A 26,721-nucleotide genomic window follows, 5' to 3' on the forward strand; every position below is an offset into this window, starting at 1 on the left:
AGCGGCGCCATCGACAGGGTCGACGCTAGGGGGCCGCTGTTTCGCGGAGCGGGCGAACGTGTTTCTGAACGATTACACAGAGTGGGATTCGTGCACGGCGGCGGCTCCCGACGGGAGCAGCCGGCCCGCGAGGTAGTCGTCGAGCGTCTTCCGTCGCTCCCGGAGGCGATGCTCCTGTTGGAGGAGGTCGTCGCGGACCGCCGTCACGCGGGCGAGGAGGTCCTCGGGCGGGGAGGCGGTCCCGCCCTCGGCGACGCACGGGATGATGTCGCGGAGCAGCCGCGATGGGAGGCCGACGGCGAAGAGGTCTTGGACGAACAGCACGACCTCCACGGTCTGCGGGCCGTAGTCCCGGTAGCCGTTCGGCATCCGGCGACTGTGGATGAGGCCCTGCTCCTCGTAGTAGCGCAGCGCTCGCGTGCTGACGCCGGTCCGTGAGCTCAACTCGCCGATCCGCACGATCCACCTCCGCTTGACCTTGACGTTGACGTCAATGTTTAGGTTAGCCTTCATGACATCACTGACGCAGCTGAAGGATCGACATGCCCTGGTCACGGGCGGCTCGACGGGGATCGGCGCGGCCATCGCCGCTGAACTCGCACGCAACGGGATCCACCTGGTCCTCGTCGCCCGGGATGCGCGCCAGCTGGAGGCCACGGCCGCCGATCTGCAGACGCGATTCGGCGTCGCCGTGCTCGCGATCGCCCTCGACCTCGCCGAGCCGGGGGCGGTCGCCCACCTGCTGGAGGCCGTTGAAGACGCCGGCATCGAGATCGAGCTCCTGGTCAACAGCGCGGGAATGAGCTCGCGGGGATTCGTGGCGGACTCGGATCCCGCGGTCCTCCGCCGCCTCGTCGAACTCAACGTCGGCGCGCTCACCGAACTCACCGCGTCGCTCGATGGCGGGATGGTGGAGCGCGGGCACGGAGCGGTCGTCAACATCGCGAGCACGGGCGCCTATGCTCCCGCGCCCGTCCTGGCGGCGTACGCCGCATCCAAGGCCTATGTGCTCTCCTTCACCCAGGCGCTGTGGGCGGAGACGAAGGACGCCGGGGTGCGGGTGGTCGCCGTCAGCCCGGGACCGACGCGGACGCCGATGAACTCCGCGCAGAGGAAGGGGATGCGGCAGCCCGCCGAGGTGGCGCGCACCGTCCTGCGGGCGCTGGAGGGCACGGGCCCTGCCGTGGTGGATGGCGCCGCGAACGCCGTGACCGTCGCCGCCATCCGGCTGCTCCCGGCCCGCGTCATCACGGCGATCGCCCGACGTGCGATGGGCGCCTAGCCGAGCCCGGTGGCCTCCTGCCCGTCCGTGAGGAGCCGGAGGGCGGCGGCCAGGGCGGCGCGCTGGCTCTCGTCGAGGGGTGCGAAGAGATCCTCGAGCACGCCGGCGGCGACGCGGCGCCCCGCGCGCAGCGCATCCCTCCCGGCCTCCGTGAGCGAGTGCTCGATGCGTCGCCCGCGCCCGGCGTTCCGCGTGATGAGACCCCGTTCGACCAGGCGGTTCGCCAGCGTGCCGAACGCCTGATCGCTCTGGAAGGTCGTCACGGCGAGGTCGTGGCCGGACGCGCCGGGCATCCGCTCGATGGCCCGCAGCGCGTCCCATTGCACCAGGCTCACGCCGACGTCGCGCAGGGCGGCGTCCATCGTCCGGTGGTTGCGATACTGCGCGCGCTTGATCGCCAGGCCGAGCTGTTCCAGATCCGTGGTCACGGTGCTACTGTATCAATATTCGTAGATAAACATGTTTAGATAGGCGCATCATGAATCCCACACTTCCCGAAGACCTGCCCACCACCGAGGCCGGCGACCCCGGCGGTCGCTCCGCGTTGGTGCTCCATGGCGGAGGCGGCCCGCTGACCGTCGCCCCGATCGTCGCGCATCTCAGCGCAACCATGCACGCCTCCGCGCCGACCCATCCGGGCTGGGAGGGCACCGTGCGCCCGGAGGACATCGCGTCGATCCGCGACCTCGCCTCCGCGTACCTCGCGCGTCTCCTCCACGACGGCGAGCACGGCGTCGTCCTCGTCGGATCGTCGATCGGCGGCTGGATCGCTCTCGAGATGGCCATTCAGGCCGCGGCCGACGAACGCTATGCGGGAGTCATCGGCGCCGTGATCGACATCGACGGCGTCGGCGCGGTCGTCGAGGGCGAGCCGGTCGCCGACTTCTTCGCCCTCGACGCCCGCGGACTGGCCGAGGCCGCATGGCACGATCCGGACCGCGGATACCGCGACCCGGCGCAGTTCACGGACGAGCAGCGCGCCGTGCAGCTCTCCAACGGCCGGACCATGGCCGCCATCGCCGGGGCGAGCATGAGCGATCCGACGCTCGTCGATCGGCTCTCGACGATCGCCGTGCCGACTCTCGTCGTGTTCGGCGAGAGCGACCGCATCGTCACGCCCGCCTATGGCCGTGCGGTCGCCGGTGCGATCCCCGGCGCGGAGTTCGCCGAAGTCCCTGCGGCCGGGCACCTCCCGCACCTCGAAGCGCCGGATGCGACCTGGGCCGTCATCGACCCGTTCCTCGCGCGCGCGCGGTGAGACGCCGGGCGGCCCTCGTCTAGCCGAGCGCGAGCAGCCAGCGGTTGCCGGTTCCGTCGAGCGTGTCGTGCTCGAAGCGGTCCACGAGCATGGTCACCAGCGCGAGGCCGCGGCCGGACTCTGCGAGGTCCTCCGCCTCCGGCATGGTCGGGTCGGCCACATCCACGTCGGCGGGAGGCGCGTCATCCGTGATGATCGCCTCCAGGCCACCCTCCGTGGTGCGGATCACGAGCTCCACCCGGACCGGCCGGTCGTCTCTGCTGTGCGTGACGACATTCGTCACCACTTCGACGACGGCGAGTTCGAAGGCGCCGCGGACCTGCGCGGAGAGATCCGGCCGCTGCTCCGCGAGGCGCTCGAAGGTCTCATGGACGCGCTCGATGGTCTCCAGATCGGCCGGTGCCCGGAACGCATCCCGGAACGGCTCAGTCACGGTACGCGTCATCCGGCGACGGGTAGACGCGCAGGATGCGGTCGAGGTTGGTCAGCTGCAGCACGCTGGTGACCTGCTCGGTCGCGGCGGCGAGCCGCAGATCGCCGCCGGCGGTGCGGGCGGTCTTCAGGCCGCTGATGAGGGCGCCGAGCCCGGACGAGTCGATGAACTCGACGGCGCTGAGGTCGACGGCGACGCGGGCGCTGCCGTCGTCGACGGCGCTCTGCACGGCACGCCGGAGGTCCGGAGCGCTGACGAGGTTGATCCGCCCCTCCACCGCGAGGACGGCGACGCCGTCGTCGCGGAGTGTCGTCGTGATGTTCATCGCGGGGAGTTCTCCTTCCTCGCCGCGTCGGCGGCGGGGCCTCGGTACAGGGCGGCGCGGGGGATGATGCTGAGCACGACCAGGTCGTACACGACCCACACCGTGTTGACCAGTGTCCCGACGCCGTCGGCCGTTCCCGCGATGACGCGCAGGATTCCGACGATCGCGGCGATGACGAGCAGCACCATCGCCGTCAGCTGGGGCCAGATCTCGCGCCACGGGACGGGTGCACGGCCGTTGCGCTCCTTCGGCGTCACGACGAAGCCGAGGGGACGCTTGAACCAGACGTTGGCCGCGGAGGTCCAGCACGCCTTGATCCACAGCGGGAACAGGGCGAGCGCGTACTGCTGGCCGCGCCACGTGCGGATGCCGTGCGCGCCGATCAGGAACATCAGCTGGCTCAGCACGAAGTACGGGATGAAGCGGGCGAAGAAGTCGACGCTCCAGGCGGTCACCGGCATCACGCCCGCCAGCAGGTAGATCGCGGGTGCCGCCAGGTAGACGATCGCGGCGAAGCCGGCCAGGTAGCTCCACATCGTCGCGAAGTACATGAGCCGCTGCCCGGCGTCGAGCCCGCGCTTGAAGAGCGGGTTGTCCTTGAGCATGACCTGGAGCGTGCCCTGTGCCCAGCGCAGGCGCTGCTTCAGCATCGTCCCGAGGTCCTCCGGGGCGAGCCCGGTCGCGAGCAGCTCGTGGTGGTAGACGCTGCGCCAGCCGTTGGCGTGCAGCTGCATCGCTGTCGCCATGTCCTCCGTGACGGAGATCGTCGCCATCGGCATGACCGGCTGCGCCTGGTCCGGGCGGTCGACGGCGAGGGCCTCGGTGATGCTCTGCACCGACTCGATGGCTCCGAGGGGCGACCAGTCGCGCTCCGCCAGGCGGTCGAGCGCGACCTCGTCGACGACGAACGCCGGCAGTTCGGAGTCGGCCTGGACGGGCAGCTGCGCGATCGCCGCGAGGTCCGCCTCGACCGAGGTCAGGTGGCCGCGGACGGCGGCGCGCGAGACCGCCTCCACCTGCTCCCGGAGCCGGAAGGTCACCTCACCGACGCTCTGTCCGGCGCGCAGGCTCTCGCTCGCCTCGTGCACGTGTCCGCGCAGTTCGCCGACGAGGGCGGCGGCCTCCGGGTCGAGGTGGGAGGCGCGCTCGGTCTTGCTGAGCATCCGCTCGGCGGCGCGCAGCGATGTCCGCACGGTCCGCTCGACGTCACGGACGTAGCCGGAGATGCCCAGTTGCATCAGGGCGTCGCGGCGTAGCACGGCGTTCGACCCGCAGAAGAAGGCCGCGTTCCAGCCGTCCTTTCCCTGCTGGATCGGGCCGTAGAACAGGGGTGCCTGATTGCCGAGCAGGTCGGCGTCGTCGACGTTCGAGAAGTACTGCGGCGTCTGCACCAGCGCGACCCTCGGGTCGGCGAAGTAGCCGAGCGTCCGCTCCAGGATCGCCGGCTCGGGGATCTGGTCGGCGTCGAGGATGAGGAGGAACTCGCCGTCCGTCTGCAGCAGGGCGTTGTTCAGGTTGCCGGCCTTCGCGTGGCGCGGTTTGTCGGTCCAGTCCTCGGTGCGCGTGATGTAGCCGACGCCTTCCCGAGCCGCGGCGGCGCGCATCTCCGGCCGGTCGCCGTCGTCGAGCACCCAGGTGGTGTGCGGGTATTGGATGCGCCGGGCCGCCGCCGCTGTCGTCATGACCAGGTCGACCGGCTCGTCGTAGGTGGTGATGAACACGTCGACGGTTCCGGCGGCCGGGGCGTCCGGACCGTTCCGGATGCGGATGCGCCACATGGTGAGCGCGAAGAAGAAGGTGTCGACCAGGCTGTACGTCTCGGCGATGACCAGCGGGACGGCGATCCACCACGCCTCCCAGTTGACCGACGCGAGCCACCGCCAGACCACGTAGTTCACGCCCGCGAGGACGGCGAGCAGCGCGACGACGCGCAGCAGCACCGGCCTCACCGGTCGCTCCGACGCACCACCACGGCCGTCATGTCGTCGATCGGAATGCCGGCCCGTGCGGCGCTGAGGATGCGCGAGACGGCGCCCGCCGCGGTGGCAGACCCGCGCACGATGGCCTCCAGCCGGGTCAACGCCTGGTCGCCGCCGAGCGCGTCGAGGATGCCATCGCTGACGCAGAGGAGGGCGTCGCGCGGGCCCAGCTGGATGCGTCCCGGCGTCCGCGGCTCGAACACCGGCAGGCCGAGCGGCAGGGATCCGGCGGTCAGTCGCTCGAACCTCCCGGTGTGCCGCACGACGATGGCCAGGCCGTGGCCCGCGTCCAGGTAGTCGATGGCGCCGTCGGGATGCACCCGCGCGTGGAACAGGGTGACGAACGTCGCCAGCTGGTCGAGGTCCTCCTCGACGACGCGCGAGGCCGCCTCGACGGACGCCTGCAGGTCGGCGAGGTCCATCGCGCTGCGGAGCGCAGTACGCACGGACGCGGCGACGATCGCGGCGGCAATGCCCTTGCCCATGACGTCCGCGACCGAGACGCAGAAGTCGTCGTCGACGTCGTACCAGTCGTAGAAGTCGCCGGAGACGCCGCGCGACGGTTCGCAGGCCGCGGCGACGTCGAAGCCGGGTGCGCGAGGCTGGCGCCGGGGGAGGAGCCCCTTCTGCGCGATGGCCGCGCGGTCCAACTCGTCGTCGCGGTCGAGCTCCGCCTGCACCCAGTCCGCCAGGTCGCGCAGCACCCGCTCCTGCTCGGGGGTCAGCTCCCGCGGCACCGTGTCGAGCACGCACAGCGTGCCGACGGCGTCGCCGCCCGGGGCGTGCAGCGGCTCGCCCGCGTAGAAGCGCAGGTGCGGGTCGCCCAGCACGAACGGGTTCTCACTGAACCGCTCGTCGACGGAGGCGTCGCTCACGATGAGCGCGGCATCCTGCCGCACGGTGACGTCGCAGAACGCGCCCTCGCGCGGCGCCTCGGGGCCGAGGCCGAGCTGCGACTTGCGCCACTGGCGGTTCTGGTCGATGAGCGTGATGCTCACCATTGGCACGTCGAAGAGCTGCTGGGCCAACCGCGTGATGCGATCGAACCGCGCCTCCGGCCCCGAGTCGAGGATGCCGAGACCGGCGAGCGCTCGCTGTCGTCGGAACTCCGCCTGCTGCACCGACTCCGTATCGACGACCATGCCCCCATCGTACCGAGCGGTCTACCCGGCGCCAGGCCTGCGGCCGAAGTCGATCGACGTCCGGTCTCGGCCGCGGGCCGGCGGGCTCAGGCCGTCCAGCCGCCGTCGATCGTCACCGCGGAGCCGGTCATGTAGCCCGCGGCGTCGGACGCGATCCACGACACCAGCTCGCCGACGTCGGAGCTGTGGCCGAAGCGGCCGAACGCCGTGAAGCCGGCGAGGTAGTCGCCGGACTCGCCGGAGGCCGGGTTCCCGTCGGTGTCGATCGGACCCGGCTGGACCACGTTGGCCGTGATGCCGCGCGCGGCGAGGTCACGTGCCAGACCCTTGGTGAAGCCGACCATCGCGGCCTTCGTGAGCCCATACACCGCACCCCCGGCGAACGGGATCCGCTCGGCGTTGACGCTGCCGATCGTGATGATGCGCCCGCCGTCGGGCAGGCTCTCGAGCGCCGCCTGCGTCGTGTACACGGTGCCGCGAACGTTGAGGTCGATGGTGTGCTCGATGTGCTCGTCCGGCGTCTCGGTGAACGGCTCGAACCATCCGCCTCCCGCGTTGTTGACCAGGATGTCGAGGCCGCCCAGCGCCTCGACGGCGTCGCGCACCCCCTGACGGGCCGCAGCGGCGTCTCCGTTGTTCGCACGGACCGCGACGGCCGTGCCTCCCGCGGCGGTGACCTCGTCGACCAGGGCCGTCGCGCGCTCGGGCGACGACCAGTAGGTGATGGCGACCTCGGCGCCGTGTGCGGCGAGCGAGCGGGCGATGCCGGCGCCGATGCCGCGGGAGCCACCGGTGACGAGGGCTCGCTTGCCGGCGAGGGTGAGGGGCGTGGTCGGTGCTGCGGTGGTGGATGCGGTGCTCATGATGTCCTCCGGTTCTCTGTCCTGGATTCTGTTCCAGTTGGTACAGAAAACCACCGGGTTGCCCCAGTATTCCGTCTGAGCGATAATTTTTCCAGCTCAGTACAGAAAGGGGCCGCAGATGACGGCGACGCGCGGACGCCCCCGGGGATTCGACACCGATGACGCCCTCGATCGCGCGATCGAGGTGTTCTGGCGTCAGGGGTACGAGGGGACGACGCTCGACGATCTGACCGGCGCCATGGGCATCAACCGGCCCAGCCTCTATGCGGCCTTCGGCAACAAGGAGGCCACGTTCCGTCGCGCGGTCGAGCGCTACTCCGCGGTGGACATGGCGTATGTCTCCGACGCGCTGGCCCAGCCGACGGCGCGGGCCGTCGCCGAGCACTACCTCCGCAGCAACGTCGTGGCGATCACCCGACCCGGCAAGCCGGCGGGGTGCCTCTCGGTGCAGGGCGGCCTCGCGGGCAGTCCGGAGGACGAGCGGATCGTGCGCTTCCTCGCCGACAGCAGAGCAGCAGGCGAGCGGAGGTTCGCCGAGCGTTTCCGGCGCGCGCGGTCGGAGGGCGACCTTCCGCCGGGGGAGAGCCCGACCGAGCTCGCGCGCTACCTCTCGACCGTGAGCGCCGGCCTCGCGGTGCGGGCCGCCGCGGGTGCATCCCGCCGCGCACTCATGGCGGTCGCGGAGCGCGCGCTCCGGGCTTTTCCTGGCGGCTCGGCGTGACGTCACCCTCGGCTCCGCCCTCATGCCGATCACGGCGTTGATCGACACGCCGCGGACGGAGCTCTTCGCGAGCTGAGCCGGGCGTCGCTGCTCGCCCTACGCGTTCCGCAGCCCTCGAACGACGAGGTCGAGCAGGCGCTCGACCTGCGCGGCGTCCGTCGCTTCGGCGGTGGTGAGGAAGACGCCGACCATGGCCGCGGTCACGTCGTCGGCCGTCACGTCGTCGCGGAAGAGGCCCTGCTCGATGCCGGCGGTGAGGAACGGCTGTACCGCCGTGTCGACCCGCTGCCGCGTCTGCGCTGAGGCGGCGGCGGCGCGGGCGCCTCCCGCACGGAGCGACTCGGCCATCCCGCGCTTGGTGGCGATGAACCCGGAGTACAGGCGCATGAACTCGCGGAGTGCGATATCCGGCTGGTCCGTCGGCAGCAGCGAGGCGCCGCGGTCGAGGACGGCGTTCAGTTCGTTCTCGTACACCGCGGCGACCAGGTCCTCGCGGGTCGGGAAGTTGCGGTAGAGCGTCCCGATGCCGACCCCGGCCGCGCGGGCGATGGCTTCGAGGGACGCGTCGGGGCCGTCGGTCGTGAGCGCCACTCGAGCAGCCTGGAGGATGGCCGACCGGTTGCGTGCCGCGTCGGCGCGCGGTCTGCGCGCGGCAGTCGATGTGGGATCGGCGCTCAAAGTGGAGGTGCCTCCGGTTTAGGTGGTAGCGTCACGACAGCGGAGGAGCCTCCGCTTCTGATCAGTCTAGGAGGAGACATGACCGACACGACGATCCGACCCGGGGGAACGTTCCTTCTCGGCGCCCGAGAGGTCGCCCGCGTGGGTTACGGCGCGATGTCCCTGGAGCGCTACGAGGACGACCGCGCGGCGGGCGTCGCCCTGCTCCGCCGTGCGGCCGAACTCGGCATCGACCACGTCGACACCGCCGACTTCTACGGCGCCAGCGTCTCGAACGACATCATCCGCCGCGCCTTCGGAGACTCCGACGCGGTCGCGATCGCCACCAAAGTGGGTGCCGTGCGAGTGGATGCGCCCGTGCCCCTTGCGCTCGCCCAGCGACCCGCGGAGCTGCGCGCCCAGGTCGAGGACAACCTCCGCACGCTCGGGCGGAGCAGGCTCGACGTGGTCAACCTGCGCCGCCCGGAGGTCGGGCCGGGTCTCACGGTGCCGGTCGACGAACTGGTCGACCTGGACGACCAGCTCGCCGAACTCATCGCGCTGCGAGACGACGGCCTGATCGGCGCGATCGGACTCAGCGCTGTCGGCGCGTCGACCCTGCGCCGCGCCCTCCCGGCCGGGATCGGCTGCGTGCAGAACGCCTACTCTCTGCTCAGCCGGGAGCACGAGGACCTCCTCGCGCTCTGTCTCGCCGAAGGGATCGCCTGGGTGCCGTTCTTCCCGCTCGGCAGCGGCTTCGCGCAGTACCCGAAGGTCGCCGACGACCCCGCGGTCCGGCGCATCGCGGCGGAGACGGAGACCACGCCGGCGCAGGTGGGCCTCGCGTGGCTGCTCGCGCACGCGGCGAACGTCCTGCTCATCCCGGGCACGGCGAGCATCGCGCATCTGGAGGAGAACGTCGCGGCCGGCGCGCTGGAGCTGACCGAGGAGCAACTGGCCGAACTGGACGCCGTGGCCGGAGCGACGGCCGGTCCGTCGGATTCCGCCCGGCGTTAGATCCGACGTCAGAGCACGCCGTCGAGCACCCGCGCCGCCGCCTCACGAGGCGTGAGCCGGCTCGTGTCCACCACCGGACCGGGGATGCGGGCCGCGTCGACCACCCCATCCAACTCTCCGAAGCGGTGCAGGTGCCAGGCGGCCGCTGCGTCGTCGTCCCGGTGCCGGGCGCGCAACCGGGCCTCGCCGATCGCCGGGTCGACCGTGAGGCGGACGACCGTGAGGGGGAGTCCGCCGAGTGCGTCGCGATAGCGCGGCACGTCCCGGGCGTCCTCGATGACGCCGGGGAGGATGAGGATCTGCGCGCCCGCGGCACGGTGGTTGGCCGCGACCGGGCGGAGGTTCGCGAGCTCCAGCGCGGAGTTGAACGGGTCGCCGTCCGGGGCCGGCCAGCCGGCACGGAGCGCATCCAGGTCGATGATCGCGTGCGGGATGCCGCGCTCGATCAGGAGCGCGCTGACCGCATCCGCCGTCGTGCTCTTGCCGACACCGACCGTGCCGTTGAGGAAGAGTGCCTGCTCGCGCATGGGATCAGTCAACCGCACGCGCTAGGCGAGCCACTCGAAGTAGAAGGACCCGACTCCCACGGCGATCAGCACGCCCGCGATGATCCAGAACCGCACGACGATCGTGACCTCGGGCCATCCCTTCAGTTCGAAGCTGTGGTGGATCGGCGTCATCGGGAAGAGACGCTTGCCGTGGGTCGCCTTGAAGTACGCGCGCTGCACGATGACCGACCCCGCCTCGATGACGAAGAGGCCGCCGATCAGGATCAGGAGCAGCTCGGTGTGGGTGAGGATCGCGAGAGCGCTCAGCGCTCCGCCGAGACCGAGCGCGCCTGTGTCTCCCATGATGATCTTGGCGGGACTGGTGTTCCACCAGAGGAACCCGACCAGAGCGCCGCAGATCGCCGCGGCGACGATCGCCAGCGACAGCGGGTCGCTCGTCGGATGGCACTTTGCCACGTTCGCCGGGTTGATGTTGGGGTTGAAGCAGGACTGGTTGAACTGCCAGAAGCCGATGAGTGTGTACGAGCCGATCGCGAGGACCGATGCGCCCGTCGCGAGGCCGTCGAGGCCGTCCGCGAGGTTCACGCCGTTGGTGGTCGCCGACGCCAGGAGGTTGATCCAGACCAGGTAGAGGACGAAGCCGATCACGGGCACCGCTGTGACGATCCGGGCGAAGTCGAGCGCAGGGATGTCGCGGATCGCCGAGACGGCCATGGACGCCGGCGTCGTGCCGTCGGCGGTGGGGAACTGGAGTGCGAGCACGGCGAAAACGGTCGCGACGATCGCCTGCCCGGCGATCTTCGCCCATCCGCCGAGTCCGAGGCTGCGCTGGTGGTGCACCTTCAGGAAGTCGTCGACGAACCCGACCGCCGCCATGCCGATGAACATCAGCAGCACCAGGAGCGACGACGGGGAGATGCCGTCTCCGCCGTTGAGGAGGGCGGACACGAAGAACCCGAACAGTGTCGCCAGGATGAAGACGATGCCGCCCATCGTCGGTGTTCCGCGCTTGACGTGATGCGACTGGGGGCCGTCGTCCCGGATGAACTGCCCCCACTCCAGCCGCCGGAACAACCGGATGAAGAGCGGAGTCAGGAAGAGCGAGAAGGCGAGGGCGAGACCGCCGGCCGTAAGTAAGGTCCCCACGACAGCGAGTCTGGCAGGCAGCGGCCCACCGGGCGTAATCCGCGCCGACCGCCCGAGGGCGACGCACCCGGGAGGGGCGACGGCGGCCCGATCGCCGTCGCCCCGGTCGGATGGGCTACTGGATGCCCTCGCGCACCAGCCGCCACTGCTGCGTCGCACTGCCGTCGGCGGTGCGCTGCTGGGCGAACGCACCGTCGGCCGTCGACGACCCGGCGATCTCGAGCGGCTTGCCGCTGTTCGCATTCGTCAGCGTCCACCAGCCGCCCGAGATGCTCGGCGACCACACCTGGGTGGCGTTGCCGGTCGGGCCCCACTGCGCCGCCCGCACACCGTCTGCGGTCTGAGCGCCGGGGATCTCGAGCAGCTTGCCGCTGTTCACGTTGAACAGCTGGAGGCCGTTCGACACCGGGTGCACGTTCCAGACCTGGCACGCGTTGCCGGTGTCGCCCCACTGACCGGCGCCCGCGCCGTCCGCCAGGGACGCACTCGCGATCTCGAGGTACTTGCCGCTATTGCGGTTCACGATGCGGAACTGCGGATCCAGCGCCGTCCCGGGCTTGTACAGCTGGATGGCGTCGAGCTCGGCGAACGAGGTGCCCTTCGTGAACGCGATCGTGTTCGTACCCGCGTTCAGTGTGACCGTCTTCTGCACCCAGCCGTAGCGTCCCCAGTTCACCGTCGCCGGGTAGCTGAGGGTGGATGCGGTGCCGCCGTTGACGCTGACGTTGTGCGTCGACGCCGCGCCGGTTCCGTTGTCGTAGCGGACGTTCATCGTGTACGAGCCGGCCGACGGGACCCGTACGGTGAAGGTCACCGAGCTGGTCGTGTTGTTGATGTTGCCGACCTTGCTGCCGTTGGAGGCATCCGGATCCGTGACGAGGGAGGTGTCCGACGTGCGGGCGGCTTTCTCGGCCTCGTACTGCTGGGCGTCCAGCGGAATGGAGCCGACACGGATGTCGTTGTAGGTGGTCGTGAGGTTCTCGACGTTGGTCGCCTGGTAGAGCGTGCGGCCGTCCACCGAGTAGTCGATGCTCTGCGCGAAGCCGCTGAAGGTGCCGCCTTCGGCGTCCGGTCCGTCGTACGTGACGGCCATCGGCAGTCGCTCCCACGGCCCGTCGCCGAGGTTGTAGTTGACGTAGAAGTTCTGACCGCCGTCGATGGTGCCCGTGGCGTCCAGCGACCACTTGGATGCGACGACGACCATGCCCTTCGGTCCGCCGCCCGGCACCCACTTCACGTACGGCGACGATCCGATGCCGCGACCGTTGGCGAGGGTGATGGGCGTGCCGATGCTGGTCGTCGGCGACCAGTTCAGGCCGTCGGGCGACGTCTTGAAGTACACCGGCGCGGTGTTCTTGCTCTGCGACGGGCGGTTGACCACCTCGAACGTGGCCAGGTAGCGGCCGTCGGGAAGCTTGGTCACCGTGATCATGCCGGGCCGGTCGGACTGGTTGTTCGGAGCCGACACGTTCGACTCGGCACCCCACGTCGCACCGCCGTCGGTGGACCGCCGATACGACACCGCCTGAAGCACGCCGTTCGCCTTCTGCCGCTCGTCCGAGAAGTAGGCGACCAGGCCGCCCTGACCGTCGATGGCCAGCGACGGCTCCCACACGGTCGAGGTGGTGGAGGTCGGGCTCGGGTCGTATACGGCCGGCCCGCCGGTGTCGATGGTGCTCAGGTACGACCACGACGTGCCCTGATTCGCGCTCTTGTAGACGACGAGGCGGCTGCTCGAGCGGTCCTCCGGCATGATCATCCCGGCGAGCAGGATGGTGCCGGCGGCCAGACCGCCCGTCGCCTGCGAGACCTCGAACAGGAACGGCTGGGAGGTGCGGGTCAGCGTCGGGAAGGTGGCGCTCGGCACGACGTCCGTGACGTGCGTCCAGCTGGTGCCGTCGTCGGTGCTGCGGTAGATCGGGTAGACCTGCACGCCGTTCACGAGCACCAGCTGGTCGTAGGTGACCAGCTGGGTGCCGTTCGCCGCCCCGCTGTTCTTGAGCACGATGTTCTTCGCGTACGTCGTTCCGGCCGCGCGGCCGCCCTCCGGGTTGAACGACGTCCCGGCGGCGGGGGAGTAGACGAGCGATCCGTTGCCGGTGGTCACGGCGGAGGCGGGCGCTGCGGTCAGCGTCGCCGCGACGAGGGCGCCGGCGACGAGCCCGATGGGGTGCGTGATGGAAACATTGTCGGTTCCTTCTCTCACTGGTGACCCGTCCGCGGGCGCGGGCGGGCCGTCACGACGTCGGGCTCGTCGTCACGTCTTGACGTCAGCTCAGCAGGATCTCCGTCCAGGAGATGGCCGGGAGCTCCACGATCAGGAGTGAGCCGTCGCGGCGCACCGGCAGCGCACGTGGAGCGACGCGCTCGGGGTCCTCCCGGGTGTTGGCGGCGTCCGGATCGGGGTCGCTGAGTGTCGTGGCCGTCGCGGTCAGGGAGGCGGCGTCGTCGCCGAGCACGGCCAGGTCGACGACCAGTTCCGTCGGCTGCTCGACGGAGCGGTTCACCGCGAAGAGCGCGTAGCGGCCGGCCTCCGCGTCATGAGTGGCCACGGCATCCACCAGGGGCACCGCCCCGAAGCGCTCGGTGTCGTACGTACCGCCGGCGACATCGACCCGGAGGGCGGTGCCGCGTCCGTGCGCGGCGGTGGCGGCGAACGGGAAGAACGTCGTCTGCTTCCACGCCGGGCCGCCGGGCTCGGTCATGATCGGGGCGATCACGTTGACCAGCTGGGCGAGGGATGCGCTCTTCACCCGGTCGGCGTGCTTCAGCAGGGTGATGAGGAGGCTGCCGAAGACGACGGCGTCGGAGACGGTGTACGTGTCCTCCAGCAGCCGGGGTGCGATCGGCCAGTTGTCGGTCCCGGTGATTCGGTCGACGTTCTCGAACCGGGTGTTGTACCAGATGTTCCACTCGTCGAAGGAGATGTCGATCGTCTTCGCGCTGCCGCGCACGGCCTTCACGCTGTCGGCGGTGGCGACGACGCTGCGGATGAAGTAGTCCATGTCGACCCCGGAGGCCAGGAAGCTGCCCAGGTCGCCGGTGTTCTCGTAGTACGCGTGGCACGAGATGAACTCCACGTCGTCGTAGGTGTGCGTGAGGGTCACACGCTCCCACTCGCCGAACGTGGGCATCGACGAGCTGGAGGAGCCGCACACGACGAGCTGCAGGTCGGGGTCGTACATCTTCATGGCCTGCGCGGTCTTCGCCGCGAGGCGTCCGTACTCCTCCGGCGAGCTGTGGCCGAGCTGCCACGGGCCGTCCAGCTCGTTGCCCAGGCACCACATCCTGACGCCGAACGGCTCGGTGCGGCCGTTCGCGATCCGCCGCTCGGAGAGCGTGGAGCCGCCCCGGTGATTGGTGTATTCGAGCAGGTCGAGCGCCTCCGCGACGCCGCGGGTGCCCAGGTTGACCGCGAGCATCAACTCGCCGCCGACCTTGTCGAGCCACCCCTGGAACTCGTGCAACCCGACCTCGTTGGTCTCAGTCGAGTGCCAGGCGAGGTCGAGCCGCTGCGGGCGCTGGTCGCGCGGCCCGACGGAGTCCTCCCAGCGGAAACCGGAGACGAAATTGCCGCCCGGGTAGCGCACCGTGGTCACCCCGAGCTCCTTGACGAGCTCGATCACATCGGTGCGGAACCCGTCGGCGTCGGCCGTCGGGTGTCCGGGCTCGTAGATGCCGTCGTAGACGGCGCGACCCAGGTGCTCGATGAACGAGCCGTACAGGCGCGGGTCGACCGCGCCGATCGTGGCGGCGGGCTGGAGGGAGATGTGTGCGTGATGCATCTGGTCTTCCGTCATCGGGTGGTCTTCGGTCATCGGGTCGGGTTCGTCATCGGGCGGGCAGAGGGGCGAGCCGGGCGGCGTAGGCGCGGAAGCGGTCGGCGACGGGGTTCGGCCTGCGCAGCAGACCGTCCGGCGATTCGACCAGGTCGTGGAGCCCCATCGTCAGGAGGTGGTCCGCGCGCGGGCGGTCGCTGTGCCGCCACGTCCACTCGTACATGTCGAACAGGGGCCACCAGACGTACCCGACGACGGGTGCTCCCTCGGACCGCATGCTCTCCACGAGGGCGAGCGACTCATCCAGCCAGTGGATGCGCTCCTCGACCGTTCCCGTCACGCACGTCTCGGTGACCATCACCGGTGCGCCGTACCGTGCGGCGAAACGCTCGAGCGCCTCGCGGAGGCCCTGCGTCCCGCGGTCGACGCTCGGTCGCGGGTCGGCGAAGCCGCCGCCGTGCCGAACGCCCGCCTCGAACAGCTCGGTGGAGTGCCGCGGGTAGTAGTTGACGCCCATGATGTCGGGGCGCACGGCGTGGGCGGCGAACCAGTCCAGCTCGGCGTCCGTCACCGCTGGGGCGAGCCGGTCGCGGAGCGGATGCGCGTCGTCGACGCGGCCGGTGACGAGGTCCTCGACGAGGTGCACCTGGTGGCGCAGCCGTTCCGCCTCCTCGCGATGCTCGGGCGCGACGTCGTCTCCGACGTAGCTGATGGCGGCGTCGACGTGCACGAAGGTCGCGCGGTCGCCGATGCGGGCGGCCAGCGCCTCCTGGCTGAGCACGAAACCGCGCGCCAGGTTCGCCGCGATGGTCGCGAAACCCTCTGCGCCGGTCCGGTAGGGCGGCCAGTAGCCGTACTCCCCGGAGAACAGCGCGTGGATGACCGGCTCGTTCACCGGCGTGTAGTCCACGACCCGGTCGCCGTAGCGCTCGCCGAAGCGGTCCGCGAACTCGGCGACGTGCTGGGGATAGTCAGCGGAGGCGAACTGGTCGGTCAGCCAGAGGGGCGTGCCGTAGTGGAGCAGGTCGATGATGGGCCGGAGGCTGGCCCCGAGCAGCGCATCCACCGCCCGGTCGGTCCAGTCCCAGTCCCAGCGGCCGGGCTCCGGCGCGATCCGGTACCAGGGCACGCCCCAGCGCAGCACCTCGGCGCCCACACCCGCGGCGAGGGCGAAGTCGTCGCGGTACCGGTCGTAGTGCTCGGTGAGCTCGTACTCGTCGATGGCGCGCTCGCCGGGCCGCTCCTGCGGCACGAAGGTGTCCTCGATCCCGAGTCCGAGGTGCAGGCGGCCGTCCTCGAACCAGCGCGGGGCCGTCACTTGAGCCCCGTGGTCGCGACGCTCTCGATGAAGCGGCGCTGCATGATCAGGAACATGACGGCGAGCGGCAGCACGGCGATCAGCGATCCGGCCATCATCGTGCCGTAGGGGATGATCCCGCTCGGTCCGGTCAGCAGGGTGAGGCCCGACGTGATCGTGCCCATCTCCGGCGATGTGGTGAAGACGAGCGGCCAGAGCAGGTCGTTCCAGTTGTTCACGAAGGTGAAGATGGCGAGCGTGAGGAGCGCCGGGACGGCGTTCGGGAGCACGATGCTCCGGAAGATGCGGAACTCGCCTGCCCCGTCGATCCGTGCCGCGTTGTCGAGGTCGCGGGGGAGGGCGATGAAGAACTGGCGCAGGAAGAAGATGCCGAATGCGTCGGCCGCCCGCGGGATGATCAGCCCGGCGAACGTGTTCACCCAGCCGAGCTGCGCTACCAGCTGGTAGACGGGGATGAGCGTCGCCTGGAACGGGATCATCAGGCTGGCCACGATCACGATCAGCACGACCCGGCTGCCGCGGAAGTCGATGCGGGCGAGGGCGTAGGCCGCGAGCGAGTCGAATACGAGAGCGAAGACGGTCACTCCGCCCGCGAAGACCAGGCTGTTGAGGAAGAGCCGGCCGAACGGGAGGTCGCTGAAGATCTTCGTGAAGTTGTCCAGCGTCCATGTGCCGGGGAGCAGGGTCGGCGGGTAGGCGTTGATCTCGGACGCCGGCTTGAACGCCGTGAGCACGATCACGATCACGGGGAGCAGGACGATGGCGGTCAGCACCAGCGCGGCGGCGAAGAGCAGCCAGCGCTCTGCGGTGCGGCCGACGCGCCGTCTGCGGGTCGTCGTTGCGGCCCGGGGCGCTGCGGCCGGGGCGAGGGTGGCGGTCATGCGAGGTCCTTCTCACGGCGTCCGAAGAAGCGGAACTGGATGAGGCTGAGGATGAGCGTCGCGGCCAGCAGCACGTAGGAGAGCGCGGTCGCGAGCCCGAGGTCGAGCTTCTTGAAGCCCTCCTGGTAGATCTCCATGACGACGGTCTGGGTCGAACGGTACGGACCGCCGCCCGTCATGACGTAGATCTGGTCGAAGGCCTGGAGGGCGGCGATCATCGCGAACACGACGACGAACGCGAGGGTGTTGCTGAGCTGGGGCAGGGTGATGCTGATGAAGCGTCGCCAGGCTCCCGCGCCGTCGATCTTGGCCGCCTCGTACAGCGACTCGGGGATCTCCTGCAGGCCGGCGATGAAGATCACCATGTAGAAGCCGAAGCTCTTCCAGATGGCGACGAGCACGACGGTCGGCATGGCGAGCGCCGGATCCTGCAGCACGTTTCCGAGCTGGATGCCGATGCTGCGCAGCCAGTAGTTGAGCAGGCCGACCTGCGGGTCGAGCAGGTACGTCCAGGCGAAGGCGGCGACGGCGAGCGAGACGATGAACGGCAGGAACAGTGCGGTGCGGAAGAAGCCTCGGCCGAGCAGTCGACGGTTGGTGAGGAGGAGCGCGAGCAGCAGGGCGGCGATCAGCGCCGTCGGGGTGAAGAGCACCGTGTAGAGGGCCGTGTTGCCGAGGGTGGCGAGGACGCGCGGGTCGGTGAAGACCTGGACGTAGTTGTCGAAGCCCACCCACTCCTCGAGCCCGAAGCCGCTCGCGTTCGTGAACGAGAGGCGCAGGGCCGACAGCATCGGCCACCCCACGAAGGCGATGAGGATGACCACGGCCGGGAGCATGAAGAGCAGGGCCATCGGTCCGCGACGGCCTGCCGAACGGGGCCGGCCGCCGAGCGGGGCGGGCGGACGGTACGGCCGTCGGCCCGTGCGGGAGCGGGTGAGTGTGGTCATGATCGCTTTCGAAGGAGGGCGGTGGACCGCCGGGGTGCGGCGGTCCACCGGGTGGATCACTTGCCGAGTGCCTGCTGCACCTGGGTGGATGCGGACTTCAGCAGCGCGGAGGGGTCGCCGCCGGCGAGGGCCTTCTGCGTCGCTTCGTCGACCGCCGAGAGCACGTCGGTGCTGTTCGCGACGCCGGGGAGCAGCGGGCGCGCATCCCCGACGAGGTCGGTGAGCGAGGCCACGACCGGGTTCGACGAGACGTCGGACGAGGGGATGTCGGTGCGCAGGGGCGGCCAGCCGGAGCCGAGCGACCACTTCGTGGCGACCTTCTTGGTGAAGAAGTAGGCGAAGAACTTCTCTGCCGCGGCCTTCTTGGCAGCATCGGCCTGCGCGGTCACCGCGGCCGAGATACCGATCGCGGAGGCTGCAGCGCCCTTCGGCCCGGCGGGGATGCCGGCGATGCCGTAGTCGATCTTGTTCTCGGTGGCGACGCCCGCCATCCACGGTCCGCCGATCTCCATCGCGGCCTTGCCGGAGGAGAACAGCTTGTCGGAGGCGACGCCGTCGAGCCCGGTCGGCGAGATCTTGTCGGCGGTGACGGCCTTCGCCCAGTACGACAGGGTCTCGGCGTTCTCGGAGGAGTCGAGGACCGACTTCGAGCCGTCGACGATCTTCCCGCCGTTGCCGTAGAACAGGCTCGCCCAGACGCCGTTGCCGACGGTGGCGTGGTCGGGGAGCGCGAGGCCGTACTGCTCGGGCGTGCCGTCGCCGTTCTCGTCGACGGTGAGCTTCTTGGCGTCGGCCACCCACTCGTCCCAGGTCTTCGGGAACTCGGTGATGCCGGCCTTCTCGAACAGCGCCTTGTTGTAGATGACCGAGAGCGGGACGAAGCCGGTGGGGATGCCGTAGTAGGAGTCGTCGACCTTCTCCATCTCGACCGCTGCTGGCCGCAGAGAAGCGCTCTTCGTCGCACTGCTGTCGTAGAAGTCGTCGAGCTTGGCGAAGGCGCCCTTCGACGCGTACACCGGGAGGGTCTCGGCCGGCATCGCGACGATGTCCGGCCCCTTCTTGGCGGAGAGAGCCGGGAGAAGGGTGTCGCCGATGACCGCCCACGTCTTCGTTGTGGTCTTGATCGTGATCTTGTCCTGCGACTTGTTGAAGTCGTCGACGATCGCGTCGAGCACCTTGCCGTCTGCCTCGGTGTAACCGTGCCAGAAGGTGAGGGTGACGGGGCCGGAGTCACCGGAGCCGGGGGAGGTGGAGCAGCCGGCCAGCGCGAGAGAAGCGCCGGCCGCGACGGCCAGCGTCGCAAGCAGTTTCTTCATTGAATGCCTCTCATGGGACCGACCGCTCATCGTCGATCGGATCGGGTTTACAACGATGTAATCAACGTTGTAAATGGGAGTATAGGCAGGCGGCGGAGCGGGCGTCAAGCCGAAAGTCGCTCACCCCCCGTTCGGCCGGAACCGGCACGACGCCCCGATCTGTGCCAGACTCCGCGGCAAGGGGTATGGAAGGCGAATCTCGTCGTATGCCAGGACCCCTCATTCGGGCGGGGGCCTTCGTGGCCGATTCGACATCCATTTCTTCTTCACCTTCTTTCGGCGCGCGCATCGGCGCGGGCGCGATCGCTGCGGCTCTTCTCGCGCTGCTCGGCCTGGGCTTCGGCCCGGCTGCGGCGCACGCGGACACCACTCTCGACGGACCGGTGGACATCGGAACCGCCGCGCCCTTCGGCGTACTCGGGGCGAGCGAGGTGACGAACACCGGGCCGACCGTCGTCGACGGCGATGTCGGCGTTTCTCCCGGCTCGTCGATCACCGGGTTCGGCGGCGCTCCGGACGGCGCGCTCACCGGAACCCTGCACCAGACCGACGCCGTCGCCGCTCAGGCGCAGAGCGACGTGACGACGGCCTTCAACACCGCCGGCGGCCTCACTCCGACGACCTCCGGCATCGGCGAGCTCAACGGGCTGTCGTTGACGCCCGGCGTCTACTCGGGTGGCGCGCTGTCGCTCGCGGACAACGGAGCGCTGACCCTCGCCGGCAGTGCGACCTCGGTCTGGGTGTTCCAGGCGGCGAGCACGCTCACCATCGGATCGGCGACGCACATCACGATGACCGGCGGCGCGACCGCCTGCAACGTCTTCTGGAGGGTCGGGTCGTCGGCGACGCTGGGCACGGCCGCGCAGTTCATCGGGACCGTGCTGGCCGACCAGTCCATCACCGCGACGACCGGTGCGACGATCGAGGGCCGGCTGCTGGCGAGCAACGCGGCGGTCACCCTCGACACCAACACGGTGACGGCCCCGACGGGATGCCCGCCGCCGGGCACCCCCGTCACGACCTCGAGCCCGTCCATCACCTCCGGAACGCCGACCGCCCCGGTCGCCGGGACGCCGTACGCGTTCACGGTGACCGCCTCCGGTGCCCCGTCGCCGACGTTCACCGTGACCGCCGGGGCCCTCCCGGCCGGTCTCACCCTGAACGGCACCACCGGAGTCATCTCCGGCACGCCGACCACGCCCGGTTGGTCGGCCGTGACCATCACCGCGTCCAATGGGCAGGGCCCCGACGCGTCTGCGACCTACACCTTCGTGACAGCGCCGGCGGCAGTGCTCGCCGGGGCGGAGGGGGTGCTGCCGACCGGCCCGGAAGGCGCGACCGCATCGCTCGCAGACAGTGGGAGCGACCTCGTCCTTCCGTTCGCGGCGGCTCTCGCGCTGGTCGTCCTGGGGTTCGTGGCGCGTCGGTTCGCGGTGTCCCGCTCGGTGCGCGGCCGGCTCTAAGCGGGCACGTTCGGGCTGTACGGCACGTGAAGTGTGTCGGCGAAGCGCGTGAACAGCGAGGCGTCGCCCTCCAGTTGCACCGCGCCGGTCGCGATCGCGGTGTCCGCATCCAGCTCTCCCGCGAGGAGGTCGCGGATCTGCGGTCCGGCCGTGATGATGAGGTCCGGCGCCTCGGCCGCGCCGGGGCCCACGGTGATGACGCCGTCGCGCATGATGAGGTGCGTCACCACGTCGCCGACGCGGACGGTGTAGGCCGTGTCCCACTCCTTCGGGACGACGCCGTCGCCCGCGGCGACCTTCAGTGCAGCGGCGATGGATGCGGTCGTCACGATCTCGCCTTCGCGCGGGGTCCGCATCCCGCCGGCGCCCCAACGCGACAGCGCATCCATCGCCGGGCCGAGCTCCTCGCCCCGCGGTGTGAGCCGGTAGGCGACCGCCCGCTCACCGCCCGACGGGGCCATCCGCTCGACGATGCCCTCCTCCTCGAGCTCTTTCAGCCGGGAGGCGAGGGTGTTCGTGGGGATGCCGGGAAGGCCGGAGACGAGGTCGGAGTAGCGCTGCGGGCCGACGCTCAGATCGCGGAGGATCAGCAGGGTCCACCGCTGCCCGACGATCTCGGCTGCGCGTGCGAGACCGCAGAACTGCCCGTAGTGCTGGTTCGTCATGAATCTCACTGTAGCACTTGACTTCATTATTTGCAGTGTGCTTTATTTTTTGAAGTACATCCGATGAAGGAGAACGCCATGACCGACACCATCGACCGCGCAGAGCTCGCCAGTGAGCCGATCCCGGTCGCCACCGCGGCACGCAACCGCACCGCGCTCGCCCTGCTCCTCGCCGCCGTCTTCGTCGTGTTCCTCAACGAGACGATGATGGGTGTCGCGCTCCCGCGCATCCAGGAGTCCCTCCATATCGACGCAACCCAGGGCCAGTGGCTCACGACGGCGTTCGCGCTGACGATGGCCGTCGTCATCCCCGTCACGGGCTGGCTGATGCAGCGGCTCAACACGCGGCCCGTCTTCATCGTCGCGATGTCGAGCTTCGTGATCGGAACCCTCATCGCGGCCCTGTCGCCGGTGTTCGAGACGCTCGTCGTCGGCCGGGTCGTCCAGGCCGTCGGCACCGCGATCATGATGCCGCTCATGATGACCACGGTGATGACGATCGTCGCGGAGGAGCAGCGCGGCCGGGTCATGGGACGCGTCTCGATCGTGATGTCCGTCGCACCCGCGATCGGTCCCATCGTGTCGGGCGCGCTCATCCAGGTGCTCCCGTGGCAGGGACTGTTCTGGGTGATGCTGCCGATCGGTCTCGTCATGGTCGCCATCGGTGCGCGTCGGGTCCCGAATGTGTCGGAGACGCGGAAGGTGCGACTGGACTCGCCCTCGGTCATCCTCTCGGCGCTGGCCTTCTCGGCGCTCGTGTTCGGCCTCAGCCAGATCGGCGCCGCGGCGGTCGGCTCGGCGGCGGTCCAGCCGTGGATCCCCATCGTCGTCGGCCTGATCACGCTGGCGTTCTTCGTCTGGCGGCAGCTGGTGCTGCAGCGCACGGACTCGGCGCTGCTCGACCTGCGCACCTTCCTCTCCCGCGACTTCGCGGTGTCGGTGTCGATGATGACCGCCGCCATGGTGTCCCTCTTCGGCGCCTTCATCGTGCTGCCCCAGTTCGCGCGCTACACCCTGGGTCTCGAGCCGCTCTGGGTCGGCGCGATCCTGCTCCCCGGCGGCCTGCTGATGGGGCTGGCCGGTCCGACGGTCGGCCGGCTGTACGACCGGTTCGGGCCGCGGCCGCTCGTGATCCCCGGGTCGATCGGACTCGCCGTCGCCCTCTGGACGCTGGCGCTCGGTCTCGGCGAAGGGTCGTCGTGGGTCGTGCTGCTCGGCGCGCACATCGTCCTGATGCTGTCCCTGGCGTTCCTCTTCACGCCGGCGTTCAGCTCGTCGCTGGGCTCGCTCCCGCCGCGGCTGTACTCGCACGGCAGCGCCACCATCGCCACGCTGCAGCAGGTCGCCGGCGCCGCGGGAACGGCCATCTTCGTGGCCCTGTACGCGACCGGCGTCGCCTCGACCGGAGGCGCCGACCCGGACCTGCCGACGGCCGCGGCCGCTGCTCAGGGCTCGCACCTCGCGTTCCTCGCCGGCGGCATCCTGTCGCTCGGGGTCATCGTCCTGGCGCTCTTCGTCCGGAAGCCCGCCGCGGGCGCCGAGTCGGTGCCGGAGCTGGAGGTCGCGGAGGCCTAACCGGCGGTGCGTTCGAGATAGGCACCCAGGGCGTCGAGCAGGCCCCGGGTGCCGCTCTCGCGTCCGGGGCCGTCGGCCCAGAACTGGTCGAAGAAGACGCCGTGCTCCACATGGGTGAAGCGGGTGCCCTGCTCGGTCGGCTCGAACTCCAGCGAGGCGACGGACGTCGACATGTGGTCCCCGTCGATCCACATGTCGTAGGTGGTGACGATGCGGACGTGCTCGACGATGTCGGTGTACGTCGCTTCGTACCGCGACACAGGGCCGTGGTGGAACTTCCCCTCGGCGACGTCCCTCCCGCCGACGCGGAAGTCGAAGGACCACTCGCGCGGCTCCATGGCATCGCCGGCTCCCCACCAGCTCAGCTTCTGCTGCTCGTCGGCGAAGGCGTCCCAGACGCGCTCGGGCGGGGCGGGATAGTCGCGGGTGAGGGTGAATCCGGCGCGGGCGAGGCGGCGTTCGATCGTCATGGCAGCGTCCTAGCGGGTGAGGGTGACGTGGATGGTGCCGCTCTCGGCGACCTCTGTGGTCACGGTGTGCGTCCGGTCCATGCCGGTCAGGTCGTCGAACAGCCGATTGCCGCGGCCCAGGAAGATCGGCGTGATCATGAGGTGGAGGTCGTCCACCAGTCCGGCCCGCAGGAAGGCGCGGGCCGTGCGGTACCCGCCGCCCACCCGGACATCCTGTCCGCCCGCGGCCTCGGTCGCCTCGGCGAGCACCTCCTCCGGAGAGGCGTTCCGGAAGTGGAAGGTCGTGCCGCCGTCCATCTCGATCGCGGGGCGGGGCGCGGTGCTGGTGAGTACGAAGACCGGGGTGCCGAAGGGCGGCCTGTCGCCCCACCATCCCTTCCACTCCGGGTCGTCGGGGAACGAGTGGAGGCCGAACATCCCGGCGCCCAGGATCTCGGCGCCGACGCCCTCGAAGAACTCGCGGCCGACCCGGTCGTCGACGCCGGTGGTGCCGGCCCCGCTCGTGTCGCCGAAGATGCGCTCGCGGAACGTCCGGGTTGATGCCCAGGCGGCCGTGAGGCGGCCCCAGTCCTCGCCCATCGGGTTGTCGGGAGACGCGTCGGACGGCGTGTAGCCGTCGAGCGAGGCGAAGAGGTTCATGCGGACGCGGGTCATGTCAGGTGTCCTTCGGGGTAGGCGCCGAGGCGCGGGCGAGGTGGATGCCGAGGCGGTCGGCCTGGTGCTCGGCGGGCGTGCGCTGCTCGCCGAGCCAGAGGTGCAGGATGTCGAGAGCGCCCGGCCGCAGGCTCACGGTGCGCACGCGCCCGTGCTTCTCGGAGGTGACCACTCCGGCGTTCTCGAGCACGTTCAGGTGCTGCATGAACGACGGCAGCGCCATCGGGAACGGTTCGGCGAGCTCGCTCACCACCGCCGGTGACGCCGCCAGCCGCTCCACGACGGCTCGCCGCGTGGGGTCCGCGAGAGCGCGGAGCACGGCGTCGAGCTCGTCGTGATACTTAGGCACATGCCTAAGTGTGGCGGTGACGGCCGCGTTCGTCAACCCGTGGTCAGGGTTTGGCGCCGTTGCTGAACGAACCGTGCAGGGTGGTGTCGGCGAACACCGTGGTGTCGATAACCGAGCGGACCGCATCCAGCGTCGCCGGGTCCGCGCCGTCGACGAGCACCGTCAGCGAGCCGTACTCGACGCGCATGGTGTACGGGATGGACGCCTCCAGCGAGGTGACGTGCGGCGTCGCCGCCAGGCGCGCGAGGCCCTCAGCGACGTCCGTGGAGGTCTCGATCGGGATGGTCTGGTCGAAGGTCCGGCTGTAGTGGACCATCGTCTCGATGTGCCCCGGCCCGGCCGGCACCGTCAGGGAGAGGCTCACACCAGTCCACGCCAGGTGCTGCGCCATCGTCGTCGGCACCGCCGCGGCCTGGGCGGGTGTGGCCTCCGCCTTCATCACGACGTCGACCCGGCTCGAGAAGTGGTTGGAGACGACCCGGCAGTCCGGACGGTCCGGATCGTCCGAGGCGGTTCGTGAGTTCGACGTGGTCTCGCGCACCGTATCGACGCCCGCGAGCTTTCGGACGGCCGTCACGGCGTCCCGGATCTCTCCGGCGACCTGCGGATCGAGCGTCGGAGCCGGCGTCGGGGACGGATCCGGCTCGGCGCCGCGGGGAAGGCAGGGCTCCTCGGGCGCAACGGAGTCCCGACCGGTCGCATCCCGCGCCAGCCCCTCGATCATCGAGCACCCGGACAGGAGGGCGGCGGCGCAGACGATGGCCAGGACGGTGGCGGCGCGGCGAAGCATAGGCTTGAGGCTAATGCGGTGGCCCGCCGCGGGCGTCAGCCTCCGGGATGAGCTCGGCTGAGTGCCCGGCGCACCCCCTCGACGTAGTCGGTCGGCTGCTCCCAGGCGGCGAAGTGACCGCCGTGCGGGAACTCCAGCCAGTCGACGATGGAGAAGAACCGCTCGACGAACTGCCGCGGGGCGTTGACGAGGTCGCGCGGGAACACCGTCATGACCGTCGGGATCTCGATCCGCGGCCAGTTCTTCGGTGCCGCAGCCGCGTACGGAGTGAAAGACGTGCCGATCGCGCCGGTGTACCAGTACGCAGAGATCCAGGTCAAAGCCTCGTCGGGGGTGAACGCCCGGCGGAGGTCGCCGTCGGAGTCCGTCCAGTCGATGAGTTTCTCCAGAATCCACGCGGCCATCCCCGCCGGGGAGTCGCCGAGCCCCACCGCGAGGGTGCGCGGGCGGGTGGACTGCTCGTGCATGTACCCGCCCTCGCGCTGCTGCCAGTCGCGGCCCCGCTCCACGTAAGCGCGCTCCGTCTCGTCGAGGTCGTCGGGGAGCCCGACCAGGAAGTGGTACTGCGACAGGTCGGTCAGATGCAGGGCGCTGACGTGCGAGCCGTGGCGGCCGGCGATGGCCTCCCCGACATCGCATCCCACGTCGCCCGCCGAGATCACGTACCGGTCGAACCCGAACTCGGTCATGGCGGCGGCGACGGCGTCCGCCATCTCGACCGACGACATCCCGCCGCCCTCCACGGGTGCGGCGAACGGGTACCCGGGCAGAGCGGGGAGGACGAGCGTCACATCGTCGAGCAGGGGCAGGATGCGCTCGAACCGCAGCACCGAGTCCGGCCAGCCGTGCAGGAGGAGGACGACGGGCGCATCCTCGCGGTCGGCCGGGCGGACGATCGCGCGGATGGGCACGGCGGTGTCCTCGGTCTGCACCCACGGCCACGAGGCGACTCGCCGCTCGTGCTCGCGCCAGTCGTAGTCGTCCGCCCAGTACCGCAACAGGTCGCTGAGTACCTCGGGGTCGACGCCTCCGAGGCCGTCGCGCTGCGCCAGGGGCACCCTCCGGAACCGCTCGAGGCGCGAACGCAGGTCGGCGACCGCCTCCTCCGGTACCGGCTCGAGCACGTGACGCTTCATCTCTCCTCCTCCGCAGCCGCGCTGCGCGTCGTCGCTTTCACGCCGG

At 70.2% G+C, this 26,721-nt stretch carries 28 protein-coding genes; 6 read left to right on the forward strand and 22 right to left on the reverse strand.

All coding sequences use genetic code 11. From position 1 onward, the window contains the following. Positions 1–72: 72 nt before the first annotated feature. A complete protein-coding gene (locus tag J2Y42_RS06965) occupies positions 73–513 on the reverse strand; it encodes a MerR family DNA-binding transcriptional regulator (protein WP_309856170.1) in 441 nt (146 codons plus the stop codon). Here J2Y42_RS06965 and J2Y42_RS06970 point away from each other — a divergent pair. Further along, on the forward strand, positions 512–1,282 hold the full coding sequence (locus J2Y42_RS06970) for an SDR family NAD(P)-dependent oxidoreductase (RefSeq protein WP_309856171.1): 771 nt from the start codon (positions 512–514) through the stop codon (positions 1,280–1,282). The genes J2Y42_RS06965 and J2Y42_RS06970 overlap by 2 nt on opposite strands. Here the strand turns inward: J2Y42_RS06970 and J2Y42_RS06975 are convergent. Continuing rightward, positions 1,279–1,710: a MarR family winged helix-turn-helix transcriptional regulator gene (locus J2Y42_RS06975; protein WP_309856173.1), complete on the reverse strand. Its 432-nt coding sequence runs from the start codon at positions 1,708–1,710 to the stop codon at positions 1,279–1,281. The two genes, J2Y42_RS06970 and J2Y42_RS06975, sit on opposite strands and share 4 nt — an antisense overlap. Before the next feature lie 50 nt (positions 1,711–1,760). Here J2Y42_RS06975 and J2Y42_RS06980 point away from each other — a divergent pair, with 50 nt between their 5' ends. Then, positions 1,761–2,540: an alpha/beta fold hydrolase gene (locus tag J2Y42_RS06980; RefSeq protein ID WP_309856175.1), complete on the forward strand. Its 780-nt coding sequence runs from the start codon at positions 1,761–1,763 to the stop codon at positions 2,538–2,540. A gap of 19 nt (positions 2,541–2,559) precedes the next feature. Here J2Y42_RS06980 and J2Y42_RS06985 read toward each other — a convergent pair whose 3' ends face one another. The 5 genes from J2Y42_RS06985 to J2Y42_RS07005 form a co-directional block, all read right to left on the reverse strand. Beyond that, the gene (locus tag J2Y42_RS06985) at positions 2,560–2,973 is read right to left on the reverse strand and encodes an ATP-binding protein (RefSeq protein ID WP_309856176.1); all 414 of its coding nucleotides are present in this window, start codon (positions 2,971–2,973) and stop codon (positions 2,560–2,562) included. Beyond that, on the reverse strand, positions 2,966–3,298 hold the full coding sequence (locus J2Y42_RS06990) for an STAS domain-containing protein (protein ID WP_309856178.1): 333 nt from the start codon (positions 3,296–3,298) through the stop codon (positions 2,966–2,968). The genes J2Y42_RS06985 and J2Y42_RS06990 overlap by 8 nt, the downstream gene beginning before the upstream one ends. Continuing rightward, positions 3,295–5,247 (reverse strand): glycosyltransferase family 2 protein, encoded by a 1,953-nt coding sequence (locus tag J2Y42_RS06995; RefSeq protein WP_309856179.1) that lies wholly within the window; start codon positions 5,245–5,247, stop codon positions 3,295–3,297. The genes J2Y42_RS06990 and J2Y42_RS06995 overlap by 4 nt, the downstream gene beginning before the upstream one ends. Next, complete coding sequence (locus tag J2Y42_RS07000; RefSeq protein ID WP_309856180.1) at positions 5,244–6,419, reverse strand: SpoIIE family protein phosphatase; 1,176 nt, start codon at positions 6,417–6,419, stop codon at positions 5,244–5,246. The genes J2Y42_RS06995 and J2Y42_RS07000 overlap by 4 nt, the downstream gene beginning before the upstream one ends. 86 nt (positions 6,420–6,505) lie before the next feature. After that, the gene (locus J2Y42_RS07005; RefSeq protein ID WP_309856182.1) at positions 6,506–7,282 is read right to left on the reverse strand and encodes an SDR family oxidoreductase; all 777 of its coding nucleotides are present in this window, start codon (positions 7,280–7,282) and stop codon (positions 6,506–6,508) included. 118 nt (positions 7,283–7,400) lie between these two features. Here J2Y42_RS07005 and J2Y42_RS07010 point away from each other — a divergent pair, with 118 nt between their 5' ends. After that, on the forward strand, positions 7,401–8,003 hold the full coding sequence (locus J2Y42_RS07010; protein WP_309856184.1) for a TetR/AcrR family transcriptional regulator: 603 nt from the start codon (positions 7,401–7,403) through the stop codon (positions 8,001–8,003). A 96-nt stretch (positions 8,004–8,099) separates the two neighbouring features. Here J2Y42_RS07010 and J2Y42_RS07015 read toward each other — a convergent pair whose 3' ends face one another. Next, positions 8,100–8,681, reverse strand: a complete 582-nt coding sequence (locus J2Y42_RS07015; protein ID WP_309856186.1) for a helix-turn-helix domain-containing protein — start codon at positions 8,679–8,681, stop codon at positions 8,100–8,102. A gap of 78 nt (positions 8,682–8,759) precedes the next feature. Between J2Y42_RS07015 and J2Y42_RS07020 the strand changes: the two genes are divergently transcribed. Then, positions 8,760–9,677, forward strand: a complete 918-nt coding sequence (locus tag J2Y42_RS07020; protein ID WP_309856188.1) for an aldo/keto reductase — start codon at positions 8,760–8,762, stop codon at positions 9,675–9,677. 8 nt (positions 9,678–9,685) lie between these two features. Here J2Y42_RS07020 and J2Y42_RS07025 read toward each other — a convergent pair whose 3' ends face one another. The 8 genes from J2Y42_RS07025 to J2Y42_RS07060 all read right to left on the reverse strand — a co-directional run bounded on the left by J2Y42_RS07025 (position 9,686) and on the right by J2Y42_RS07060 (position 19,573). Then, positions 9,686–10,204 (reverse strand): hypothetical protein, encoded by a 519-nt coding sequence (locus J2Y42_RS07025; RefSeq protein ID WP_309856189.1) that lies wholly within the window; start codon positions 10,202–10,204, stop codon positions 9,686–9,688. A gap of 21 nt (positions 10,205–10,225) precedes the next feature. Continuing rightward, positions 10,226–11,332 (reverse strand): phospho-N-acetylmuramoyl-pentapeptide-transferase, encoded by a 1,107-nt coding sequence (gene mraY / locus J2Y42_RS07030; protein ID WP_309856190.1) that lies wholly within the window; start codon positions 11,330–11,332, stop codon positions 10,226–10,228. 115 nt (positions 11,333–11,447) lie between these two features. After that, on the reverse strand, positions 11,448–13,538 hold the full coding sequence (locus tag J2Y42_RS07035) for an RICIN domain-containing protein (protein WP_309856191.1): 2,091 nt from the start codon (positions 13,536–13,538) through the stop codon (positions 11,448–11,450). A gap of 64 nt (positions 13,539–13,602) precedes the next feature. Then, a complete protein-coding gene (locus J2Y42_RS07040; protein WP_309858059.1) occupies positions 13,603–15,117 on the reverse strand; it encodes an alpha-N-arabinofuranosidase in 1,515 nt (504 codons plus the stop codon). A gap of 46 nt (positions 15,118–15,163) precedes the next feature. Next, complete coding sequence (locus J2Y42_RS07045; protein WP_309856192.1) at positions 15,164–16,429, reverse strand: family 1 glycosylhydrolase; 1,266 nt, start codon at positions 16,427–16,429, stop codon at positions 15,164–15,166. Next, positions 16,426–17,310, reverse strand: a complete 885-nt coding sequence (locus J2Y42_RS07050; RefSeq protein ID WP_309856194.1) for a carbohydrate ABC transporter permease — start codon at positions 17,308–17,310, stop codon at positions 16,426–16,428. The genes J2Y42_RS07045 and J2Y42_RS07050 overlap by 4 nt, the downstream gene beginning before the upstream one ends. After that, positions 17,307–18,257 (reverse strand): sugar ABC transporter permease, encoded by a 951-nt coding sequence (locus J2Y42_RS07055; protein WP_309856195.1) that lies wholly within the window; start codon positions 18,255–18,257, stop codon positions 17,307–17,309. The genes J2Y42_RS07050 and J2Y42_RS07055 overlap by 4 nt, the downstream gene beginning before the upstream one ends. A gap of 56 nt (positions 18,258–18,313) precedes the next feature. Continuing rightward, positions 18,314–19,573, reverse strand: a complete 1,260-nt coding sequence (locus J2Y42_RS07060) for an extracellular solute-binding protein (RefSeq protein ID WP_309856197.1) — start codon at positions 19,571–19,573, stop codon at positions 18,314–18,316. A 239-nt stretch (positions 19,574–19,812) separates the two neighbouring features. Here J2Y42_RS07060 and J2Y42_RS07065 point away from each other — a divergent pair, with 239 nt between their 5' ends. Beyond that, positions 19,813–21,036 (forward strand): ice-binding family protein, encoded by a 1,224-nt coding sequence (locus tag J2Y42_RS07065; protein ID WP_309856199.1) that lies wholly within the window; start codon positions 19,813–19,815, stop codon positions 21,034–21,036. Here J2Y42_RS07065 and J2Y42_RS07070 read toward each other — a convergent pair. Beyond that, positions 21,033–21,701 (reverse strand): winged helix-turn-helix transcriptional regulator, encoded by a 669-nt coding sequence (locus J2Y42_RS07070; protein WP_309856202.1) that lies wholly within the window; start codon positions 21,699–21,701, stop codon positions 21,033–21,035. The two genes, J2Y42_RS07065 and J2Y42_RS07070, sit on opposite strands and share 4 nt — an antisense overlap. Positions 21,702–21,764: 63 nt before the next feature. Between J2Y42_RS07070 and J2Y42_RS07075 the strand changes: the two genes are divergently transcribed. Continuing rightward, a complete protein-coding gene (locus tag J2Y42_RS07075; protein ID WP_396427140.1) occupies positions 21,765–23,276 on the forward strand; it encodes a DHA2 family efflux MFS transporter permease subunit in 1,512 nt (503 codons plus the stop codon). Here the strand turns inward: J2Y42_RS07075 and J2Y42_RS07080 are convergent. The 5 genes from J2Y42_RS07080 to J2Y42_RS07100 are packed head-to-tail and all read right to left on the reverse strand — an operon-like array spanning position 23,273 to position 26,675. Beyond that, positions 23,273–23,746, reverse strand: coding sequence for an SRPBCC domain-containing protein (locus J2Y42_RS07080; protein WP_309856207.1), 474 nt, complete (start codon positions 23,744–23,746; stop codon positions 23,273–23,275). The genes J2Y42_RS07075 and J2Y42_RS07080 overlap by 4 nt on opposite strands. 9 nt (positions 23,747–23,755) lie before the next feature. Continuing rightward, positions 23,756–24,400, reverse strand: coding sequence for a dihydrofolate reductase family protein (locus J2Y42_RS07085; RefSeq protein ID WP_309856210.1), 645 nt, complete (start codon positions 24,398–24,400; stop codon positions 23,756–23,758). A gap of 1 nt (position 24,401) precedes the next feature. Beyond that, complete coding sequence (locus J2Y42_RS07090; protein WP_309856212.1) at positions 24,402–24,749, reverse strand: metalloregulator ArsR/SmtB family transcription factor; 348 nt, start codon at positions 24,747–24,749, stop codon at positions 24,402–24,404. A gap of 43 nt (positions 24,750–24,792) precedes the next feature. Next, complete coding sequence (locus J2Y42_RS07095) at positions 24,793–25,539, reverse strand: hypothetical protein (RefSeq protein WP_309856215.1); 747 nt, start codon at positions 25,537–25,539, stop codon at positions 24,793–24,795. Between the two features lie 35 nt (positions 25,540–25,574). Then, the gene (locus J2Y42_RS07100) at positions 25,575–26,675 is read right to left on the reverse strand and encodes an epoxide hydrolase (protein WP_309856217.1); all 1,101 of its coding nucleotides are present in this window, start codon (positions 26,673–26,675) and stop codon (positions 25,575–25,577) included. Positions 26,676–26,721: the final 46 nt, after the last annotated feature.

The organism is Leifsonia sp. 1010, assembly GCF_031455295.1.
Taxonomy (GTDB): Bacteria; Actinomycetota; Actinomycetes; order Actinomycetales; family Microbacteriaceae; genus Leifsonia.

Coding starts and splice junctions, on each gene's coding strand:
- J2Y42_RS06970 (WP_309856171.1), top strand. CDS start 512: ATGACATCACTGACGCAGCTGAAGGATCGACATGCCCTGGTCACGGGC.
- J2Y42_RS06965 (WP_309856170.1), bottom strand. CDS start 513: ATGAAGGCTAACCTAAACATTGACGTCAACGTCAAGGTCAAGCGGAGG.
- J2Y42_RS06980 (WP_309856175.1), top strand. CDS start 1,761: ATGAATCCCACACTTCCCGAAGACCTGCCCACCACCGAGGCCGGCGAC.
- J2Y42_RS06990 (WP_309856178.1), bottom strand. CDS start 3,298: ATGAACATCACGACGACACTCCGCGACGACGGCGTCGCCGTCCTCGCG.
- J2Y42_RS07000 (WP_309856180.1), bottom strand. CDS start 6,419: ATGGTCGTCGATACGGAGTCGGTGCAGCAGGCGGAGTTCCGACGACAG.
- J2Y42_RS07005 (WP_309856182.1), bottom strand. CDS start 7,282: ATGAGCACCGCATCCACCACCGCAGCACCGACCACGCCCCTCACCCTC.
- J2Y42_RS07010 (WP_309856184.1), top strand. CDS start 7,401: ATGACGGCGACGCGCGGACGCCCCCGGGGATTCGACACCGATGACGCC.
- J2Y42_RS07020 (WP_309856188.1), top strand. CDS start 8,760: ATGACCGACACGACGATCCGACCCGGGGGAACGTTCCTTCTCGGCGCC.
- J2Y42_RS07025 (WP_309856189.1), bottom strand. CDS start 10,204: ATGCGCGAGCAGGCACTCTTCCTCAACGGCACGGTCGGTGTCGGCAAG.
- J2Y42_RS07040 (WP_309858059.1), bottom strand. CDS start 15,117: ATGCATCACGCACACATCTCCCTCCAGCCCGCCGCCACGATCGGCGCG.
- J2Y42_RS07050 (WP_309856194.1), bottom strand. CDS start 17,310: ATGACCGCCACCCTCGCCCCGGCCGCAGCGCCCCGGGCCGCAACGACG.
- J2Y42_RS07055 (WP_309856195.1), bottom strand. CDS start 18,257: ATGACCACACTCACCCGCTCCCGCACGGGCCGACGGCCGTACCGTCCG.
- J2Y42_RS07060 (WP_309856197.1), bottom strand. CDS start 19,573: ATGAAGAAACTGCTTGCGACGCTGGCCGTCGCGGCCGGCGCTTCTCTC.
- J2Y42_RS07070 (WP_309856202.1), bottom strand. CDS start 21,701: ATGACGAACCAGCACTACGGGCAGTTCTGCGGTCTCGCACGCGCAGCC.
- J2Y42_RS07075 (WP_396427140.1), top strand. CDS start 21,765: ATGAAGGAGAACGCCATGACCGACACCATCGACCGCGCAGAGCTCGCC.
- J2Y42_RS07080 (WP_309856207.1), bottom strand. CDS start 23,746: ATGACGATCGAACGCCGCCTCGCCCGCGCCGGATTCACCCTCACCCGC.
- J2Y42_RS07085 (WP_309856210.1), bottom strand. CDS start 24,400: ATGACCCGCGTCCGCATGAACCTCTTCGCCTCGCTCGACGGCTACACG.
- J2Y42_RS07095 (WP_309856215.1), bottom strand. CDS start 25,539: ATGCTTCGCCGCGCCGCCACCGTCCTGGCCATCGTCTGCGCCGCCGCC.
- J2Y42_RS07100 (WP_309856217.1), bottom strand. CDS start 26,675: ATGAAGCGTCACGTGCTCGAGCCGGTACCGGAGGAGGCGGTCGCCGAC.